Annotated in this window: 14 protein-coding genes; 6 read left to right on the forward strand and 8 right to left on the reverse strand. The window is 67.7% G+C overall.

What is annotated here, in order from left to right; all coding sequences use genetic code 11:
- The first annotated feature begins 55 nt into the window (after window positions 1–55).
- Both ACIBK2_RS27215 and ACIBK2_RS27220 read left to right on the forward strand, forming a co-directional pair.
- Window positions 56–460 carry a nitroreductase family deazaflavin-dependent oxidoreductase gene (locus tag ACIBK2_RS27215; protein WP_396971055.1) on the forward strand — a complete coding sequence of 135 codons (405 nt, stop codon included), beginning with the start codon at window positions 56–58 and terminating at the stop codon, window positions 458–460.
- A gap of 40 nt (window positions 461–500) precedes the next feature.
- The gene (locus ACIBK2_RS27220; RefSeq protein ID WP_150400283.1) at window positions 501–788 is read left to right on the forward strand and encodes a type II toxin-antitoxin system Phd/YefM family antitoxin; all 288 of its coding nucleotides are present in this window, start codon (window positions 501–503) and stop codon (window positions 786–788) included.
- A 21-nt stretch (window positions 789–809) separates the two neighbouring features.
- On the opposite strand, the gene ACIBK2_RS27225 is transcribed toward ACIBK2_RS27220, so the two are convergent.
- The 4 genes from ACIBK2_RS27225 to ACIBK2_RS27240 are packed head-to-tail and all read right to left on the reverse strand — an operon-like array spanning window position 810 to window position 5956.
- Window positions 810–2072 carry a CHAT domain-containing protein gene (locus ACIBK2_RS27225; RefSeq protein ID WP_396971057.1) on the reverse strand — a complete coding sequence of 421 codons (1263 nt, stop codon included), beginning with the start codon at window positions 2070–2072 and terminating at the stop codon, window positions 810–812.
- A complete protein-coding gene (locus ACIBK2_RS27230; RefSeq protein WP_396971058.1) occupies window positions 2069–3577 on the reverse strand; it encodes a tetratricopeptide repeat protein in 1509 nt (502 codons plus the stop codon). The genes ACIBK2_RS27225 and ACIBK2_RS27230 overlap by 4 nt, the downstream gene beginning before the upstream one ends.
- Window position 3578: 1 nt before the next feature.
- Window positions 3579–4604, reverse strand: a complete 1026-nt coding sequence (locus tag ACIBK2_RS27235; protein WP_396971059.1) for a hypothetical protein — start codon at window positions 4602–4604, stop codon at window positions 3579–3581.
- The gene (locus ACIBK2_RS27240; protein ID WP_396971502.1) at window positions 4604–5956 is read right to left on the reverse strand and encodes a hypothetical protein; all 1353 of its coding nucleotides are present in this window, start codon (window positions 5954–5956) and stop codon (window positions 4604–4606) included. The genes ACIBK2_RS27235 and ACIBK2_RS27240 overlap by 1 nt, the downstream gene beginning before the upstream one ends.
- 144 nt (window positions 5957–6100) lie before the next feature.
- Here ACIBK2_RS27240 and ACIBK2_RS27245 point away from each other — a divergent pair, with 144 nt between their 5' ends.
- Window positions 6101–6625, forward strand: coding sequence for a lipoprotein LpqH (locus ACIBK2_RS27245; RefSeq protein ID WP_396971061.1), 525 nt, complete (start codon window positions 6101–6103; stop codon window positions 6623–6625).
- A gap of 75 nt (window positions 6626–6700) precedes the next feature.
- Window positions 6701–7504, forward strand: a complete 804-nt coding sequence (locus ACIBK2_RS27250) for a hypothetical protein (protein WP_396971504.1) — start codon at window positions 6701–6703, stop codon at window positions 7502–7504.
- Window positions 7505–7567: 63 nt separating this feature from the next.
- On the opposite strand, the gene ACIBK2_RS27255 is transcribed toward ACIBK2_RS27250, so the two are convergent.
- Window positions 7568–8302, reverse strand: coding sequence for a glycoside hydrolase family 25 protein (locus tag ACIBK2_RS27255; RefSeq protein ID WP_396971063.1), 735 nt, complete (start codon window positions 8300–8302; stop codon window positions 7568–7570).
- A gap of 92 nt (window positions 8303–8394) precedes the next feature.
- Window positions 8395–9732: an MGH1-like glycoside hydrolase domain-containing protein gene (locus ACIBK2_RS27260; protein ID WP_396971065.1), complete on the reverse strand. Its 1338-nt coding sequence runs from the start codon at window positions 9730–9732 to the stop codon at window positions 8395–8397.
- A 196-nt stretch (window positions 9733–9928) separates the two neighbouring features.
- Here ACIBK2_RS27260 and ACIBK2_RS27265 point away from each other — a divergent pair, with 196 nt between their 5' ends.
- Window positions 9929–10630 carry an SDR family oxidoreductase gene (locus ACIBK2_RS27265; RefSeq protein WP_396971067.1) on the forward strand — a complete coding sequence of 234 codons (702 nt, stop codon included), beginning with the start codon at window positions 9929–9931 and terminating at the stop codon, window positions 10628–10630.
- 146 nt (window positions 10631–10776) lie between these two features.
- Window positions 10777–11550 (forward strand): polysaccharide deacetylase family protein, encoded by a 774-nt coding sequence (locus tag ACIBK2_RS27270; RefSeq protein ID WP_396971506.1) that lies wholly within the window; start codon window positions 10777–10779, stop codon window positions 11548–11550.
- Window positions 11551–11927: 377 nt separating this feature from the next.
- Here the strand turns inward: ACIBK2_RS27270 and ACIBK2_RS27275 are convergent, their stop codons facing one another.
- Both ACIBK2_RS27275 and leuS read right to left on the reverse strand, forming a co-directional pair.
- Window positions 11928–12290: an RCC1-like domain-containing protein gene (locus ACIBK2_RS27275; RefSeq protein WP_396971069.1), complete on the reverse strand. Its 363-nt coding sequence runs from the start codon at window positions 12288–12290 to the stop codon at window positions 11928–11930.
- 405 nt (window positions 12291–12695) lie between these two features.
- Complete coding sequence (gene leuS / locus ACIBK2_RS27280; RefSeq protein WP_396971071.1) at window positions 12696–15542, reverse strand: leucine--tRNA ligase; 2847 nt, start codon at window positions 15540–15542, stop codon at window positions 12696–12698.
- Window positions 15543–15864 lie beyond the last annotated feature (322 nt).

A 15864-nucleotide genomic window follows, 5' to 3' on the forward strand; every position in this document is an offset into this window, starting at 1 on the left:
AGCACCGCCTGGGGTGAATTGTGGACTACAGGGTCTACGCACCGGAGGCGAGTTCATGGACGTCAAAGAAATCAACCGCACCACCATCACCCAATTCCGCGCGGGCGGCGAGATCGAGGGCATGCATCGCGACAAACTCGTGCTGCTCACCACGATCGGCCGCCGCACCGGCAAACCGCACACCACACCGATGATGTTCCACCTCGACGGCGACCGTCTGCTGGTCATCGCCTCGAATATCGGTGCCCCGACGCATCCGGACTGGTATCAGAACCTGGTCAGCAACCCCGAGGTGATCGTCGAAGTCGCCGACGAACAATACGACGCCCTCGCCACCCCGCTCACCGGCGCCGAACGCGACCACATGTGGACCATGTTGAAGCAGCTCTATCCGTTTTTCGCCGACCACGAAACCAAAACCGACCGGACAATTCCGATCGTTGCGCTAACAAGACGGTGAAACTCCGATCCAAAAGGGCAGGCCGCTCCGAATGCGGAGCATGCCCAACACGAACACACGCAATCTCCACGAGCTGTCTGCCGACATCACCGCCGTTGTCCGCGACGTAATAGCGACCGGCGAAGACGCCGTCATCACCGACGACGGCACCGAAGTCGCGGTCATCATGTCGATGGCCGACTACGACCGTCTGCACCTCTACGCCGAACTGGCGGACGCGGCGCGACCCGGCTACGCGGGCGCGACCGAATTCCGGGCGATGTCCATCTCGGAGATGCTCGATGTGCTCGGCGTGCATCCCACGGTGGACCGCGGGCTCCGTGGCTGACTCAGGCGCCCCGTTGCTGACTCAGGCGCACAGCGTGGCGAACGCCGACCACAGCAGCGGCGAGTGCTCGACGGTGCGTTCGGTGCGCCAGGCGTGCAGGCGCTCGCGCTGCCAGGTGGCGAGCGCGGCGACCGGGTCCGGCTGTTCGTGCGCGGCGTCGATGGCGCAGATGGCCTGGTGCAGCGGGTGGGCGTCGGGTGGCGCGCCCGCGATGCGGTGGAAGGCGAGGTCGGTGGGCAGCGGCCAGCGGCTGGCCGTCACCAGTTCGGCGCCGCCGTTGATCATCGCCGCGGTCAGTCCGAGTGCCTCGGTGAAGCGCAGGTCGCCGCCGCTCTCGCAGGCGATCAGGGCAACTCGGCTCGGGATAGGCCAAAGGTCCTGGCCGTCAGCGGGTTCCGGGGCGAGGGTGTGCGTGCCTAGCAGGAAGTCCTTGGCGGACAACGGGCGATGGGTGCGGGTGGGGATGGCGAAGCCGAGTGTGTCCGCGGTGCAGGCCAAGTGGAGTTCGGCGTCCTCGCTCTGGCCGGATTCGGGTGCTGCGGCGGTGACGTGGCCGACGTAGATCAGGCGGCTCGCGCCGTCGCGTAATGCTGTGCTCAGCCAGGTGCGGTCGATATCGGTCCGGCGGAAGGCCTCCGTCGGGTCGAGCACCGCGGGCCGCAGGCGATCCTGTGCCGCGTACTCGGCGATCCGTTGGGTGAGTGGGGCATTCGCGGGCATGCGGCCGAGCACCGAGCCGAGGATCGAGTCGGCGCGAAAACCGGGAATGCGCGGATCCAGCACGGCGACGACGGGTGCGCCGTGCGTCGCGGACCAGGTGCGCGCGGTGCGTCCTGGCGCGTGCACGATGCTCGCCGGTGCGAGCAGGCTGACGTCGGCGATGTCGATCAGGCGGACCTCCGGACCGGGAGCGATGATCTCCCACGGCACCTGGGCCACCCGCGGCGACGGCTGGAGTCGGATATGCGGGCGGATGCCGCGTTGGTACAGCTCATACAGCTGTGCTGCCAGCATGTGCGGCAACAACGCACGAGAAAGAGCCTGGGCAACAAGGTATTCGGTGTCGAGCTCGGCGAAAGCCCCGGTGGTCATGGCGCGTTCGAGCCGACCGGGCTCGGCCGGATGCGGCAGGGCGTCGGACAGCCGCCGCACGGCCTCCACTACCGGTTCGCCCGGCAGCATCGCGGCACCCCGTGGTGCGGAGTCCCCGACCCAGCGCCAGGACATGTACACGTCACCCGCGTCCGCCATGCGCACCACGACGGTCGGCTGTTCTTGCGTCATACCGTCAATACCCGGCTGTCTCGGATCACTCGTCCGTAGCGTTGCTCGGCAGCGGCGATATAGGGGGCCAACGCGATTCGGCCCTCGGCGGCCAGTGCGAGGCGCGGCGGCGGGGAAACCGGCAGGCCTGCGCTGGCCGCGACTTCGGCCAGCGCCGCGCCCAGCTGGAGCGCGGTGGCTCCCGGGCGCTCGGCGAGATCGGCTGGGGGATCGAGGAGTTCGAGCGGCAGTCGGATCGCGCTGCGGTCGTCGGATCTATCGATGTTCAAGGTGGTTCCCGCGCATTGTGTTTCGATCAGGTCGGCGAGGAGCAGTCCGTTGCCGGACAGGTAGGCGAAGCGGAAGGCCAATCGCATGGCAGGGTCGGCGATCTGGCGGTTCCACTGGTCGCGCTGATTGCCGTTGGGCAGGGTGTAGCGCACCGCGTCGATGGCCAGTGCGGCCGGGACCGCGACGTCGACCGCTTGGGCGAGTAGTTCGGGCGAGTCCGCGAGGGCACCTTCCAGCAGCGTCGCATGCCAGTAATCGAGCTGGGCACAGTGCAACCCGAGACCACGCTCGGCGTACGCGTCGAAAGCCTCGGCGAGCAACGCCTCGCACTCCTCGTACCGGCCGCTCTTGAACGCCACCGTGGATAGGCGCATGCGCAGGTCGGCGGCATCCAGCACCGCACCGGATTCGATGAAATAAGCCAGGCTGCGGCGGTAGAGCTCCTGCGCCTGCGCGAGATCGTCGCGACCCTCGGCGAGGAAAGCCAGTGTCTTGAGCCCGATTCCGGCGCGGTAGCCGAGCCCGGCCTGCTCGAAGTACTGCTGGCTCGCCCGCAGCGGCGCCTCGGCCTCGTCGAGGCGATCGGTGCGGACCAGCATGGTGGCGAGGTTCTGCTGGGTCTCGGCGACGGCGTTGCGGTCGCCCGCCGCCTCGAACGCGGCGAGTGCCTGCTGGACGAAGTCGACCGCGAGGTCGCGGCGGCCGGTCTCGAAATACGTTGCGGCCAGGTTCATCAGCGGATGCCCGGCCAGCTGCGGCGCGAATCGCCATGCCGCGTCCAGGGATTCGGTGGCGAGCTCGGCGGCGTACGCCCAGTGCTGGCGGTGCAGGGCGACGGCGGTCAACGACAGCAGGCAGGCCACCCGGAGCACGCCCTGATCGGTGTTGTCGGCGAGCAACCCCCGTGCCTGCTCCAACGCATCCTGGGCCGCGTCGAGTTCGCCGAGGTGCTGCAACGCCTGCGACATGTTGACCAGTGCGTTGGGGCGCAGTTTCGGAGCGTCCTCGGGCATGGCGGCGAGCGCCTCGCGGTACAGGCCGAGCGATCTGGCGTGATCGCCGAGTTCGTCCGCCATGCTCGCCGCGTTGACGATGGCGCCGATGCGGACGTCGCCGGTGGTGTTGCGGGCGGCGTCCTCGAAGATGCGCAGAGCTCCGGCGGTGTCGCCGCGGGTGTACGCGTCGGCGCCTGCGGCGAGCAGAGCGCGACCGTCATCGGGTGTTTCGCCGGTCATTTCAGAAGTCCGAATCTGAAGCAGCAGCGTCTATTTCGGCGAGCAACGGCGCGTCACCGGCCTCGTCGGCGGGGTCGGCGGCACGGCGCAGTCGCTGGACGGCGAGGTCGCGTATCCGTTGGCGCACCGCTGGGCCGCCGTGCTCCGAGCTGTCCGAGCCGACACCCGGCACGTAGATCGCCACGGTCACAGCGGATTCCGCGCCTTCGGGTGCGGGCACCTCGGTAGTCCAGATGTCACCGGCCAGGGTCAGCGCCGCGTCGGCGGTTCCGGCGCTCGTGCGGACCAGCACATGAGGATGCAGGTACGAGGGAAAGTGGCTCTGCGGCGCGGTGACCGCGCGTACCGAGACCGTCGTAGTTCCGGCCTGGCGCACCACTTCCCACGACACAGCCTGCTCGGAGGCGTCGAGCAGCCTCGGTGGACAGCGGCGCCAATCCCAGCCGCCGCTGCCCCTGGCCAGTACCAAGGCGCCAGGCGGTGTCGCCGACGCCGGTCCCGCCGCAAGGGCGTAGTCCTCCGCGCGGCCGCGCGCCTCCGGTACCCGGTCGGGCGTTTCGGTCACCTCGAACGGCGCGTCCGCGCCGTCGACGATCATCTCGCATTCCTCGGAAAGCGTCGCGATGTCGTCCAGCAGCAGCCGTTCGTCCAGTGGCGCAATGCCATCGATGATCGATGCGGGCCACCATCGCGCCGCCCAGTGCGCGTATCCGAGCCGCCGCGCGCTCGTGACGAGCTCCGGCAAGCCGGGCACGGCGGTCAGTTCGCCGGTTTCGCCCGCGTCGACCGCCAGCGCGACCTCCTCGCCGAAGACTGCCCACAGCCAGTCCTGGGCCAGCTTCACATCATCGATCACCGCGGCCGGAAGTGCCGGTCCGTCGAGCAGACTCCACGTCAGGTGTCCGCCTGCCGCCTCGAGCACCAGCACGTCGATCTCCGGTGCACCGTCGAGGACGGTCGGCGCACCGTCGGGCGCGATGATCAAGAGCCCGTCGGCGGCCCGCCGCAGCCGCACCGTGCCGTTCATCAGCTCGCCCTCGATTCCGTCGAATCCGATTCGGCCGCACTCGCACTCAAAGCCTGTTTGACTCGCGTCCGGTGATCGAGGATGACCGAGCGTGCCACACCGTCGAGCAGATCCCACAGTTCATCCGGGTCGTCCACCGCGAACTCCCGAACATCGCGCCCGTGCAGGCGAACCCACAGCCGCCGCAGGTACGGCCGCCACGGTGTGGACAACTCGGCCGCGATCGCGGCGAGCGGCCCGGTCGGTGGCGACGCGGTGTCGGCGCGCACCACCAGCCGCCGGGCCTGCAACACGTAGGCCTCACGTTGCCAGCGGCCGTTGATAACTCGGTGCGCGGTGGTCTCTCCCGCGGCAGCCGCAGGCAAGCGTGCCATACCGACTTCTACACGTTGCCGCCGAACGGCCCCGATCGGCGCAAGCCCATGCGCGAGGGCGACGCCCGCCGTCGCCGTCACCCGGAGCGTCTCGTCCAAAAGTGCCCACGGCGAACAACTTCGAGCGATCTCGGTGGTCACCAACTCCGGAATCGGCGGCAGCTCGGCGCGTTCGCTGGAAGCCTGCAACGCGGTGAACACCCGCTCGTACACGGTGCGGTCGAACGGCAGCCCCAGCGTTGACTTCGAGGCCGACGCGCCGACGGCGGGCGGCTGCGGCACCGGATACACGGTGAGTCCCAGTTCGTCTGCGGTGTAACCGGATTCGGCCCGCCACAGTCGTATTCCGGCATGCGTCCCCGCATGCGCGCCGACCAGCGCGTCCAGTGCCGCCTGCCCGTTGTCTCGACTCTGCGCCAGCCGGGCCGCGGCACAGGCGTCGAGCAGTTCGGCGACCGTGGCGTGGTGGTCACCGCCCGCCGGACCGGTCAGTGGCCGCCGTCCCCACGCGACCTCGACCAGACCCGCGAGCTCCGGAGTCCGTTCGGCGACATACTCCTTCAACGCCTGGGTAGTACGGCCCGCCGCGTACTCGTGCACGTCGCGCAATGTTGCCTCGGCTATGGGCCTGTCCCGCACCGGATCCGGCATCCCCGACGTCGTCGCCAGCTCGAAACACCGTTGGAAGTACAGATCCTGCGGATGCCCCTCGGTGATCCGCAACGCCCGCCGCACCTGCTTGAGCACCGTGAACCAGGCCGCCGTCGCGCGCAGCACATCCGCCGCGGCGTGCACCCGCGCGGCCAGCAGCACTGCGCCGTCGGCCGTCACGATCGGCCCGGCGCAGGCCGGATGCTGCACCGGCCGGATCACCAGCGGATCCAGGATCAGCTTCACCGTGCGGCGCAACGGCCCGCCGTGCGGACCGCTGAGCGGTTCGACGCCGTCGAGCTTGCGCCACACCTCGTCGAGCACCATGGCGCGCGGTCGTCGCATTCGACCAGGTTAACGGACTTTTGTCCGATTCGACCCGGCGAAAACCTGGGATCGGTAGGACGCGAACCGTTCCTAGGTTTCTCGTATCGGCCCAGACACCCGGGCCGCACGAACACAGGAGACACCATGAACACCAAGTCCATCACCGCAGCCCTCGTCGCCTCCGCCGCCGCGGCCGCCTTCTTCGTCACCGGTTGCAGCGACAACGCGAGCAGCACCCCGCCCAAGTCCTCGGCCGCCCCGCAGACGAATTCGGCCCCGTCGGGCAAGTCGACCGCGTCGGTCGACGGCAAGGCGTTCGACGCGAAGTTCACCACCACCTGCGCCAAGCAGGGCGGCACCCTGGCGCTCGCGCTGACCGACGCCGCCAACACCGCCTACGGCAACCTGTCCGTCAGCGCCACCATCACCGGCACCGACACCGTGCAGGCAATCGGTATCGCGGGCAGCAAGGGCGGCGACGCGGGCCAGCCGTACGCGGTCGGCTTCGGCAACGGGATGCCCGGCGGCTCGGCCACGCTCACCAAGGACGGCAACACCTACAAGGTCACCGGCGAGGGCGTCAGCGCCGATCTCAGCAACCCGCTGGCCGGCCCGAAGACGTCCAAGTTCGACGTCACCTTCGCCTGCTCGACCGTCGTCGGCGGCTGAATCGTCCGCGGCCCGCTCGGGTTTCGCTCGAGCGGGCCGACAACGTGGGCGACCACTTTCGAATCATCGAGGAACATCATGAAATCCCTCCGCTGGATCACCGCCGCACTCGCCGCACTGGCCATCGGCTACTACCTCTTCCACGGCCTCACCTACGTCAGCCCCAACGAATTCGAGCCCGCCGAATTGGCGTGGGTCGGTTGGCAGATGGCGCTGCCGATCACCGCGATCACCCTGGTCCCCATTGTTTTCGCGTGCACCGGCGAAGGTATTGTCGCGGCCTTCAGCGGCCGCAACAGCGCCGAATTCCGTGACGCCCTGGTCGGTCTCGGCACCATCAAGTCGTTCAGGCAAACCGGGTTGAGCGTCAACGACCAACCGCAGGTGCGCATAGAATTCAGTGTGGAGGGGGTAGACGGCAAGAACTTCACCGCCGCCGCGAAAATGATTGTGCCGCTTACCGAACTGGCGCTGCTCCAGCCCGGTGTCGTGCTGCCGGTGCGCTACCTGCCGGACCGGACCGACAAGGTCGAGGTCGATAGGTCCGGCGACACGACCATCGCGCAGCGGGCCATGAACGAGTCGATGATCCGCAAGGGCATCACGACCAGGCACAAGCTCGACATCGCCGAGCGCGGCATCGCCACTCAGGCTGTGGTGCAGTCGCTTTCGGTCCCCGGCGAGATCCGGGACGGTCACTCCAAGATCGAACTCGGCCTGGTCGTCACCCGCCCGGACGGCTCGACCTTCAGCACCCGCGTGGAGAAATTCCTCGCCCCGAGCCTTGTCGGACAGGTACAGGTCGGCCGCATCCTGCGGGTGCACTATCTGCCCGATAACGAGCAAGAGGTCGTCATCGCCCTCGCGGTGAATGCCTAGCCCCAACGAATGCCGCGTTGCTTCGAGCTTCTCGAACAACGCGGCATTCGCCTGTGCGGGGCACTACATGTTGGCGAAGCGCGCGAAATCGCCCTGGGCGCCGCTGTATACGTTCAGATCGGTGTTGCCCGCGATGCCGTCGATGCCGCCGCTGTCGGTGGTCTGCCAGAACGTCCAGGTCGGCCAGCCGCCCGGCACCTCGGGTGCGTCGTTGCCCCGGTAATCGGCGATCCACAGCGGGTACCTGGTGAACTCGTTGGTGTCGGCCATCGCCGTGCGCCAGAAGTTCGGATAGGTGTAGACCACCGGAGTCCGTCCGGTCAGCGCCTGCACTGTGTTCAGATACCGGTGCGTCCAGTCGATCAGTGCGGCAGGCGGCAGCCCGCCCGTGGTCTCCAGGTCGAGCACCGGCGGCAGATCCAGGGCGCCGTTTTGGCCGAGCACCACTGCGGCGTACATCGCGGCCTGCGGTTCCGGCGCCAGGTTCGGCCTGGCGTAGTGGTACGTCCCGCGTGCGACACCGGCCGCGCGCATCAGCAGGCTGTCCGCGACGAAGTACGGGTTGATGTAGCTCACGCCCTCGGTGGCTTTGACCATGGCGAACGTGTGACCGGAGCGCCGCACCGCGAACCAGTCGATCAGTCGGCCGTCGATGTGCTGCCAGGACGAGACGTCCGGGCCCGTCGGTGTTGCCTCGGCGCGTGCGGAAAAGGTAGCCGTAAGGATGCCGGATAGGGCGATCAGTGACAGCGCCGTGCCGCGGCGACGGATGGTCGAGCTCCAACGCGAGGTGTCCATGGTGTTCGACGATAGCTATTTGATCTTAAAGTGACCAATGTTGCACAAGGTGCAGTTGCGCAATGTTTACCTGAACATCGGTCAGGCCGTCATCAGCCGAGCCAATCGAGCACCGAGGCCGCCGTCCACGACTGCTGCATACTGCCGAGCGGTTCCCCGGTGAACGGCTCGTAGTACTCGGCGAAACTGCCGTCGCTGGCCTGACGCAGGCCCTCGGCCCGCAGCATGAACGAGCGCTCGGCCCAGCCGCGCCGGGCGAACACCCAGGAGAACAGCCAGCTCATCACCGGCCACACCGGGCCACGCCAGTACTCGCGGGACCGGAAGTCCCGCGACACCGGCGAGGTCGACGGCGGCAGCGCGTACCGCAGATCCGGATGCCCGCAGAAGCGCGGCCCCTCGAACGTGCGCAGCAGGCTGCGTTCGGCGTCGCGCGGCAGCCCGCCGCACAGCAGCGGCGCGAACATCGCCAGCGTCTCGGTGCCGATCCAGCGCTGCAACCGCACGTCGAAGTCTCTGGCCGCGCCGGTGCGCGCATCGGCCGTCGCGACAACGCCGGCCCGGAAGCGATCGGCCCACCCGTACAGCTCGCGGACATCGGCGAGCGGCTGTTTGTACTCCTCACCGATATTCGCCAGCACCTCACAGGCCAGCGCGAAGATCCCGGTGACGAACACATCCTCGACGGCGAAACTCATCGTCGAGGACAGCTGGTAGTCGTCGTAGCCCGCCCGGCGCATCTGCTCGACCAGCCACAGGTACCGGTCGTATTCGCGGTCGCTCGGCCGCTGCGTCGGATCGGCGACCACCCGCACGTCCTCGCGGTGATACGGCGGCAGATCGCCGGGGATCACGTTCTCGTAGGCGCGGTCCCAGCGCGGCGAGTTGTCCATGCCGGATTCCCAGCCGTGATACAGCGTGATCCGCCCGGTCTCCTTGGGATCGCGCGCGTGCGCCAGCCAGCGGTGCCAGCGCACCAGGTCCGGCCAGCGGCGGTTCAGGAATTCCTCGGCGACCGCGCGGGTGCTGCGGCCGTGCCGCCGGGAGTGATCGAGAATGCGCTGCACCGCGATGGCGTGCACGGGCGGCTGGGTGATCCCCGAGGTGTCCGGGCCGTCCGGCGCGTTGGCGGCCAGCTTGCGGCACTCCCAGCGGGACGGGCCGGGAAAGTAACCGTCGACGCCGTTGGCGAAGACGATGTGCGGGATCATGCCGTTCTTCCACTGCGCGGACAGCAGCGTGTCCAGCTCGATCACCGCGCGTTCCACGCTCAGCGGGGCGAGCCCGACCGCGACGAACGCGGCGTCCCAGCTCCACATATGCGGATACAGCCGGGGCGCGGCGCTGGTCATCGTGCCCAGGTCGTTGCCACGCAGCAGGTAGGCGGCGCGGGCCGCGAGCTGTGTCGGAGTGAAACCCGGGTGTGCCATCCCCCTATTCTGCGATGCCACCGGCAAGTACGCCCGCTCGGCGGTGTCCGACTCGGCCGCGTCCCACCTGCCGGTGGGTGGCTCGTGCTCGGCGCTTCTCACTCTCGAATGCCCCGTCCGTAATTCGCTGCTCGAGATTTTCGCATAGATGTATGCGTGCATCGTTCCGCTTTCGCGGGCTATTACGGTGGGGCGCATGACCAATGCCGTGACCAGCTCCCCGAAGCCGACCGCGCTGATCACCGGCGCCAGTCGTGGACTCGGCGCCGCCATCGCCCGTGAGCTCGCGCCGACGCACGACCTGCTGCTCGGCGCCAGATCCGCCGACGCACTGCGCGACATCCGCAAGGAACTGCCCGAGGCGACCGGGTGGCCGGTCGAGCTGACCGACTATCCGGCGGTGGCCACGGCGGCCGAGCCGATCCGGCGGCTGGACGTGCTCGTGCACAACGCGGGCATCCAGGACCTGGCCTCGATCGCCGAGTCGACGGTCGATCAGTGGCGAAACACGTTGGAGGCCAACCTGATCGCGGTCGTCGAGTTGACCAGGCTGTTGCTGCCCGCACTGCGCGCTGCGGACGGCCATGTGCTGCTGATCAATTCGGGGGCCGGGCTGCGCGCGAACGCGGGCTGGGCCTCCTACGCCGCGAGCAAGTTCGGGCTGCGCGCCTTCGCCGACGCGCTCCGGCTGGAGGAACCCAAGCTGCGGGTTACTTCGATTCATCCCGGCCGCATCGACACCGACATGCAGCGCGAGATCATCGCGATGGAGGGCCGCGAGTACCGGCCGGAGCAGTTCCTGCGCGCGGAGACGGTCGCTGGTGTGGTGCGCAACGCGATCGAGACGCCGCGAGACGGGCATCCGACGGAGATCGTGCTGCGACCAGCGTCGAGCTAGTCGGCGCGTCGTTCCCGCGTGATCAACGGTTCAGGCTGTGGACAGATTCGATCGGTAGCCTGTCGCTGTTTGTGCGCCGTCGCGCCGGGTGTGGGTGACGGCTCGTTCGACCAGAGCAGGGGTTCAAAGCAGTGGACAGACGTCGGATGTTGATGCTTGCCGCAGGTACTGCGGCCGTATTGGCTGGGTGCGCGGTCGCGGAGGGTGATCCGATCAACAGCGGGTCGGCCGGCGGCGGACCGCTCGCGCCGCCGAAACCGCCGCTGCTACCGCCGCCGCCCGGTGGGCCGAAGACACCGATTCCCGCCGCCACCATCACCGGGTTGCCCGGTCCCGGCACCAGCATGGCGCTGACCGTCGACGACGGGGCCAGCCCCGAGGTGGTCGGCGCGTACATCAAGTTCGCCAAGGACACCGGCGCCCGGCTCACCTTCTTCGTGACCGCCTACTACGACTCGTGGGCGATCCACCGAGACGCGTTGCGCCCCTTGGTCGATTCGGGCCAGATCCAGCTCGGCAACCACACCTGGGACCACCCCGACCTGACCAAACTGTCCGCAGGCGCGGTAGCCGATCAGCTGCAACGCGCGAAGACCTACCTGCAGAACAACTTCGGCGTCGACGGCGCCCCGTACTACCGCCCGCCGTTCGGCAGGCACAACGCCACCGTCGACAAGGTCGCCGCCGACCTCGGCTACACCGTGCCAACCATGTGGTATGGCTCACTGTCGGACTCCGGCGTGATCACCGAGGACTACCTGATCGAGTGCGCCCGCAAGTACTTCCACCCGCAAACCATCATCATCGGCCACGCCAACGCCCCCGCCGTCACCCACTGCTACGGCCAACTGGTCGACATCATCAAGGAGCGCAACCTCTCCCTGGTCACCCTCAACGACGTCCTACTACCCCCGCACTAACCCATCGAGACGAGCGACACCGTCCAATCAGCTTCCTACGCTGAACCCCTCACCCTTTGTGTAACCCGCCCACCCGGTATACGCGGTGAGCGGCCTATACAAAGGGTGAGCGGCTTCCAATTACCCACGTGGTCAGCGGAATCCGCACCCCGTGTCGAGATCGCGCACCCGGATTAGCGCCCAAGTACCGGGCGGATTCCGAGGGAGGGTGCGGATCCGTGGTCGAACCGAGCACAACCCCCGCCACGAGTACCCAGCCCCCCCAAGCCGAACCCAGAATCTGCGCACTCTCTCGGGATCGGCACTGGCTTTAGGGTCCTATTCCGAGTGCCGATCCCGAGTGAGAGTGCAGATCTTGGGTGTACCGGTTGGAGGGGTTACTTCGCAGGCTGATTGATCACCCGACGTCGCGCACCCCGCACAGAGGAAGCGCACCTCGCGCAAACGCTGTGCGACCCCGCACTCGCCACTCTGACTACAGAATCCGCACTCTCACTCGGGATCGGCACTGGCTTTAGGGCCCTATTCCGAGTGCCGATCCCGAGACAGAGTGCAGATCCCGGGGACACCGGTCGGGGAGCACCTCGCGGGTCTGATCGAGCATCGAAACCGCCGCCGACCACCCGCTCTTGTCCAAAGCGCTTGTGACGCAACCACAGCCAGATGACCACCTCACCAACGTGACACCGCGCACCTGACGTGCACCTAAAGCCGGGTACGGCAGGCGACGCGCCCAGCACTACTCACGGGAAAATGTGGATAGGTCTTCAGCTTCTCTGGACTGTCCACCTTTGGAGTCCTGAGAAGCACTTGCCCGGATAGGTGCACTATTCCGAGGGTCTCTGCGTGTACTGGTCCGAGATCGTGTACTGAGAGATCTCCGGTGGTGTGCTGTCTGCGAGGTTTTCGACTGGTTCATCGGATGACCGGAGTAGTGCTGAGCACGTCAGGTGGGGTACCCGACCTTCTCTTCCGTAACTTGTGATGGGCAGCGTGTGTGTTCCAGCGTGAGGACTGGCTGTGGTCCGGTTGAAAGATGCTGGGGAAAACGAGGCGAGTCAAAGGGTCGTTGGGCGTCATCGAGGCGAGTCAAATGGTTGCTGTTGAAGATCGTTTAGCGACCATATGACTCGACTCGATGGGGCTCAGGCGACGATGTTGATCAGGCGGCCGGGGACGACGATCAGCTTGCGGGGGGCGGCGCCGTTCAGCAGTGCGGCGATCTTCTCGTCGGCCAGGGCGGCCGCCTCGATGGCCGCGTTGTCCGCATCCGCTGGGACCTGAATTCGGCTGCGTACCTTGCCGTTTACCTGGATCGGGTACTCGACGGACTCGTCCACCAGGAGCGCCGGGTCGGCGATCGGGAACGGACCGTGCGCCAGGGAAGCGGTGTGGCCCAACCGCTCCCACAGCTCCTCCGCGATGTGCGGCGACAGCGGGGCCAGCATCAGCACCAGCGGTTCCACCACCGCGCGCGGGGCGCCGTCGGGGTAGGTCTTGGTGAGGTGGTTGGTCAGCTCGATGAGCTTCGCGCCCGCCGTGTTGTCCCGCAGCGCGGCCAGATCCTCGTCGACACCGGCGATCGTCTTGTGCAGCAAGCGCAGGGTTTCGTCCGCTGCCGCGGCCTCGGTGACCCGGATGCCGCCGGTCTCCTCGTCCACCACCAGACGCCACATCCGTTGCAGGAAGCGGTGTGCGCCGACGACGTCCTTGGTCGCCCACGGTCGCGAGGTGTCCAGCGGGCCCATCGACATCTCGTAGAAGCGGAAGGTGTCGGCGCCGTACAGATCGCACATCTCATCGGGAGAGATGGCGTTCTTCAACGACTTGCCGATCTTGCCGTACTCCTGGTTCACCGAGATCTCGGTGCCGGTCGGGTCGGTCCAGAAGAACTTGCCGTCGCGCTCCACCACCTCGGCGGCCGGGATGTACGCGCCGCGCTCGTCGGTGTAGGCGTAGGCCTGGATGTAGCCCTGGTTGAACAGTCGCCGGTACGGCTCGTAGCCGGACACGTCACCCAGGTCGAACAGCACCTTCTGCCAGAACCGCGCGTACAGCAGGTGCAGCACCGCGTGCTCGACACCGCCGACGTACAGGTCGACGCCGCCGGGATCGTTCGGGCCGTGCTCGCCCGTGCGTGGGCCGAGCCAGTACTGCTCGTTCTCCTTGGCGCAGAACGCTTCCGAGTTCGTCGGGTCGGCGTAGCGCAGCTGGTACCAGGAGCTGCCCGCCCAGTTCGGCATCACGTTGGTGTCGCGCCGGTACCGCTTCGGCCCGTCGCCCAGATCCAGTTCGACATTGACCCAGTCGGTCGCCTTGGCCAGCGGCGGCGACGGCTCGGAGTTCGCGTCGTTCGGATCGAAGGTCACCGGGGCGAAGTCGTCCATCTCCGGCAGCAGCACCGGCAGCATGGATTCCGGCAGCGCGTGCGGCGCGCCGTCCTCGTCGTAGACGATCGGGAACGGCTCGCCCCAGTAGCGCTGCCTGGCGAACAGCCAGTCGCGCAGCTTGTACTGGATGGTGCCCTTGCCGTGGCCGTCGGACTCCAGCCGGGCGATCACCGTCGCCTTGGCCTCGTCGATCGAAAGTCCGTCCAGGTAATCGGAATTCACGATGGCACCGTCGCCGGTGTAGGCCGCGGCGCTGAGGTCACCGCCCGCCACGACCTCCTTGATGGGCAGGCCGAGCGCGGTGGCGAAATCCCAGTCGCGCTGGTCGTGGCCGGGCACCGCCATGATCGCGCCGGTGCCGTAGCCGCTCAGCACGTAGTCGGCGATGAAGATCGGCATCGGCGCGCCGTTCGCCGGGTTGGTGGCGTAGCTGCCCAGGAAGACGCCGGACTTCTCCTTGTTCTCCTGGCGCTCCAGATCGGACTTGGCCGCGATCGACTTGCGGTAGGCCGCAACGGCATCCGCAGGGCTCGCGCCACCTTCGTTGGTCCAGCGGGCATCCGTGCCTTCGGGCCATGCGGCCGCGGTCAACGTGTCGACCAGCTCGTGCTCCGGCGCCAGCACGACATACGTCGCACCGAACAGCGTGTCGGGCCGGGTGGTGAAGACCTCGATCTGCGCGCCGTTCGCGTCGAACTTGACCTGCGCGCCACGCGAGCGCCCGATCCAGTTGCGCTGCATGGCCTTCACGTTCTCCGGCCAATCCAGGTGATCGAGATCGTCGACCAGCCGGTCCGAATACGCGGTGATGCGCATCATCCACTGCCACAACCGCTTACGGAACACCGGGAAGTTGCCGCGCTCGCTGCGGCCCTCCGCGGTGACCTCCTCGTTGGACAGCACCGTGCCGAGGCCGGGGCACCAGTTGACCATCGAATCGGTCTGGTACACCAGGCGATACGAGTCGAGCACGGCCGCGCGTTCGGCGGCGGTCAGCGTCGCCCAGTCCTTGCCGTCGGGGGCGGGGCGGGCGCCGCTGGCGAACTGGTCGGCCAGCTCGCCGATCGGGCGGGCCCGGCCCAGCTCCTGGTCGTACCAGGCGTTGTAGATGCGCAGGAAGATCCACTGGGTCCAGCGGTAGTACTCGGGATCGGTGGTGGCGAACGAACGTCGCCGGTCGTGCCCGAGTCCCAGACGATCGAGCTGGCGCTGCATGGTGCGCATGTTCGACTCGGTGGTGTCGCGCGGGTGCGCGCCCGTCTGCACCGCGTACTGCTCGGCGGGCAGGCCGAACGCGTCATAGCCCAGCGCGTGCAGCACGTTGCGGCCGTGCATCCGGTGGTAGCGGGCGAAAACATCGGTGGCGATGTAGCCGAGCGGATGCCCGACGTGCAGGCCTGCCCCGGACGGGTACGGGAACATGTCCTGCACGAACAGCTTGTCCGCGGGGGTGGCACCGGCCAGCGGGCCGACCGGATTCGGCGCATGGAAGGTCCCGCGCTCGCCCCACGTCTGCTGCCACCGACGTTCGATGCGGCCCGCGAGGTCCGCGGTGTACCGGTGCTCGGGTACGTCGCTATCGGTTGCACGAGTGTCCTGCACGGTCCTGCCTTCTTGTGATCGCCGATCCCCGACAAACTTCGTCTATCAGGGTAGAACGTGTGGACCGCAGTACTGAAAATCGGGCTGTGCTGCCTGCGTCGGCGCGTCCGCGTTCACGCCTCGGGGAAAGCTACCCGCCCGTCGGGATCGGACTGTGCCGCACCGTCTTCTCGTTACTCGCGGGTTGTCGTTCCCATCCGAGCGGTCCCAACAGTGCGTTTGGTTGCTACAGCTCCGGCCTGGTGTCGCGCGGTGTGGAACACGCCTGTCCGGGCTGGTGCGTGGTCGGGTGCTGATCAGTTGCGGGGAGCTCTCGGCGGGC

It is taken from the genome of Nocardia sp. NPDC050175 (assembly GCF_044459885.1).
In the GTDB taxonomy this organism is placed as follows: Bacteria; Actinomycetota; Actinomycetes; order Mycobacteriales; family Mycobacteriaceae; genus Nocardia.

Bases quoted from the DNA above. Each gene is read 5' to 3' on its own strand.
- ACIBK2_RS27235 (WP_396971059.1), bottom strand. From the start codon at position 4,604: ATGAACGGCACGGTGCGGCTGCGGCGGGCCGCCGACGGGCTCTTGATC.
- ACIBK2_RS27240 (WP_396971502.1), bottom strand. From the start codon at position 5,956: ATGGTGCTCGACGAGGTGTGGCGCAAGCTCGACGGCGTCGAACCGCTC.
- ACIBK2_RS27255 (WP_396971063.1), bottom strand. From the start codon at position 8,302: ATGGACACCTCGCGTTGGAGCTCGACCATCCGTCGCCGCGGCACGGCG.
- ACIBK2_RS27220 (WP_150400283.1), top strand. From the start codon at position 501: ATGCCCAACACGAACACACGCAATCTCCACGAGCTGTCTGCCGACATC.
- ACIBK2_RS27230 (WP_396971058.1), bottom strand. From the start codon at position 3,577: ATGACCGGCGAAACACCCGATGACGGTCGCGCTCTGCTCGCCGCAGGC.
- ACIBK2_RS27260 (WP_396971065.1), bottom strand. From the start codon at position 9,732: ATGGCACACCCGGGTTTCACTCCGACACAGCTCGCGGCCCGCGCCGCC.
- ACIBK2_RS27225 (WP_396971057.1), bottom strand. From the start codon at position 2,072: ATGACGCAAGAACAGCCGACCGTCGTGGTGCGCATGGCGGACGCGGGT.
- ACIBK2_RS27265 (WP_396971067.1), top strand. From the start codon at position 9,929: ATGACCAATGCCGTGACCAGCTCCCCGAAGCCGACCGCGCTGATCACC.
- ACIBK2_RS27215 (WP_396971055.1), top strand. From the start codon at position 56: ATGGACGTCAAAGAAATCAACCGCACCACCATCACCCAATTCCGCGCG.
- ACIBK2_RS27270 (WP_396971506.1), top strand. From the start codon at position 10,777: ATGTTGATGCTTGCCGCAGGTACTGCGGCCGTATTGGCTGGGTGCGCG.
- ACIBK2_RS27245 (WP_396971061.1), top strand. From the start codon at position 6,101: ATGAACACCAAGTCCATCACCGCAGCCCTCGTCGCCTCCGCCGCCGCG.